The following is a 2,762-nucleotide window of genomic DNA, read 5'->3' as shown; positions in this document are numbered from 1 at the left end:
GCAATGGCGGGACGCTGCCGCCGATTTTAATTTTTGCCGGCACAATAAAGGGTTTGGAAAAGGCTTGGGAGCGATTTTGCAAGAAGTATGGGCGGAAATGAACGGGACGCAGGCAGCCTGAAAGCCCGCCGGCGCTTTTCAGACGGCCTTTGCCGCTTGGGCGATGCGGTAGAGGATGGCGGCGGCCGGCTTCCGGATGTCGTAGTGGCGGTAGGGGCGGCTGCTTGCAAACTGTGTTTTCAGACGGCCTGCCGCCTGTCGGCTGCCCGCATCAATCCTGCCCCCATCCCCCCGCCTGCCACAGTCGTCGATACACGCCGTCTTGGGCGAGCAGTTCTTGATGCGTGCCGCTTGCGGCGATTTGTCCGTCAGCGACGACGACGATTTGTTGCGCGCCGCTGATGGTGCTTAGGCGGTGGGTGATGACGATGACGGTTTTGTCTTTGACCAGCGCATCAATGGCCTGCTGCACCGCCACTTCGCTTTCGGTATCGAGTGCGGCGGTCGGTTCGTCCAAGATGATGATGGGCGCGTTTTTCAGCAGGGCGCGGGCGATGCTGATGCGCTGTTTTTCGCCGCCGGAGAGTTTGCCGCCGATGTCGCCGACGCGGGTTTGGTAGCCATCCGGCATTGCCATGATGAAGTCGTGGCAGCGCGCGGCGCGGGCGGCGGCTTCGATTTCTGCGTCTGTGGCGTCGGCTTTGCCGAGGCGGATGTTGTTGCCGATGGTGTCGTCAAAGAGGTAAACGTCCTGGAAGACGACCGAGATTTGCCGCATGAGGTCTTGCTGCGTCAGGGCGCGGATGTCGCTGCCACCGATGAGGACACGCCCCTGCTGCGGGTCGGCGTAGCGCATGATGAGGCGGATGAGGGTGGTTTTGCCGCAGCCGCTGTGGCCGACCAATGCGGTCAGCGCGCGTTCCGGGATGTGCAGATTGACGCCGCGCAGCACGGGCTCGGGGTTGGCATCGTAGTGGTAGTGGACGTTTTCAAAGGTGATGTCGTGCCGCGTGGGCGCTGCCGCTTCGCCAACACGCTCCAGCGGGGCAACGGCGAGTAGTTCCTGCAAGCGCGCGTAGCCCTGCTGCACCATGCTGTAGATGCCGCTCATCGAGAGGATTTGTCCGAGCGGCTCGGCGAAGCGGATGCAGGCGACCATCAGCGCGGCGAGCAGCCAAACGTCGAGGCTGCCGCCGGTTATCCACACCATGCCCGCCAGCAGAATCAGCAGCATCAGCAGTTCGACGGCGGAACCGAGCAGGGCGTTGGGCAGGGTTTCGGCAAGCAGCGCGTCGCGCTGGATGGTTTCGACCGCGCCGATGGCTTGTTGCAGGCGCGGCAGGCGGCTGCCGGCGCTGTTCGCCGCTTTTAAGACGGGCAAGCCCTGGCTGTATTCGAGCAGTTCGGCGTTCAGGGTGGCATTGGCGCGGGCGAGCCGCGCTTTGGCGCGCGCCATCAGCGGCTGCGTCCAGTGCTGGATGGGGACGATGAGCGGGAAGCTGATGAGCAGGATGAGGCCGAGGCGCCAGTCCCACAGCATGGTCAGCAGCGCGGTGGCAAGCGGGGTGAAGATGGCGGCAATCAGCATGTTGCTGACGATGAGGGTGTGGTTGTAGGTTTCGTCGATGGTACCGGCGAGCAGCGCGTTCAGCTCGCCGCTGCGCTGGCGGTAGAGGGTTTGCAGGGGGATGCGGCGCAGGTGTTCGCCAAGGTGGCGGCGCATGGTATCGCCGGCGCGGGCGCAGTTGCCGTGGTAATCGTAATCCTGCGAACGCCAGCGCAAGATGCTGGAAAGGACGAGCAGCGCGGTCAAGGCGAGCAGCCAGAGGACGGCAGCGCGCTTGTCGCCCGCGCCCAGCGCCAGGCAGATGGGAACAAGCAGGGCGAAACTCGCGCCCTGCAGGCTGGCGGCGATGACGCTGTCGCGCAGGCAGCGCTTGAGGACGGGCGCTTGTTCACCGGCGGCGTGCAGGATGGTGCGGTAGATGTGGATGGGGTTCATGGGGGACTCCTTTGCGGTGGGTCGTAGGTCGGGCATTTATGCCGGACGTTTTTGAATTTTGCCGGCGCAGGTCGGGCATAAATGCCCGACCTGCGGTCTGATGGGGGAGATGGTATCTACGGGCTGTTTTTCAGACGGCATCCAAGGCAGCCTGAAAGACAGTTTTGCCGTTCCAATACCAAGCCGCTTTACCGCTTTCTTATTCCGTCATTCCCGCGCAGGCGGGAATCTTTTCTCGGCGGCGGCAATGTTGGTTTTTTCCACCGCAGCCGTATCGCAAGCAAGACTTCCGCCGATGCGAGAATAACGCCGCAGCAGGCTTTCAGGCTGCCTTCAAGGCCGTCTGAAAGGCAGCCTGAAAACCCAAACCGCCTTTCAGGCTGCCTATTATTCCGCGCCGCCGATGCGCCAGTGCTGTGCGGCTTCGCCTGCCTGCCACAGTTTGGCGTAGCGGCCGTTTTGTGCGATGAGTGCCGCGTGGTCGCCTTGTTCGACGAGGCGGCCGTGGTCGAAGACGAGAATCTGCGCGGCGTGGCGGATGGTGGCGAGGCGGTGGGCAATCATCAGCACGGTTTTGTCCTGCATCAACGCCGCCAGCGCGCGCATCAGCAGCGCTTCGTTTTCGGCATCGGCAAAGGCGGTGGCTTCGTCGAGAATCAGCACCGGGCGGTTTTGCAGGATGGCGCGGGCGATGGTGATGCGCTGGCGTTCACCGCCGGAGAGGGTGGCGCCGCGTTCGCCGACGGCAGTTTGGTAGCCA

2 protein-coding genes are annotated in these 2,762 nt (G+C 63.5%); both read right to left on the bottom strand.

Going from position 1 to position 2,762, the window contains the following annotated elements:
• Nucleotides 1-271 precede the first annotated feature (271 nt).
• Nucleotides 272-2,002: an ABC transporter ATP-binding protein gene (locus tag MB824_RS08430; RefSeq protein WP_238748017.1), complete on the bottom strand. Its 1,731-nt coding sequence runs from the start codon at nt 2,000-2,002 to the stop codon at nt 272-274.
• Nucleotides 2,003-2,389: 387 nt separating this feature from the next.
• On the bottom strand, nt 2,390-2,762 hold a 373-nt coding region (locus MB824_RS08425), incomplete at its 5' end, for an ATP-binding cassette domain-containing protein (protein WP_238748015.1).

The organism is Kingella pumchi (assembly GCF_022288825.1).
Lineage (GTDB): Bacteria > Pseudomonadota > Gammaproteobacteria > Burkholderiales > Neisseriaceae > Kingella_D > Kingella_D pumchi.
Note: the sequence above shows the minus strand (reverse complement) of the source record. Positions and strands in the feature narration are given on the sequence as shown.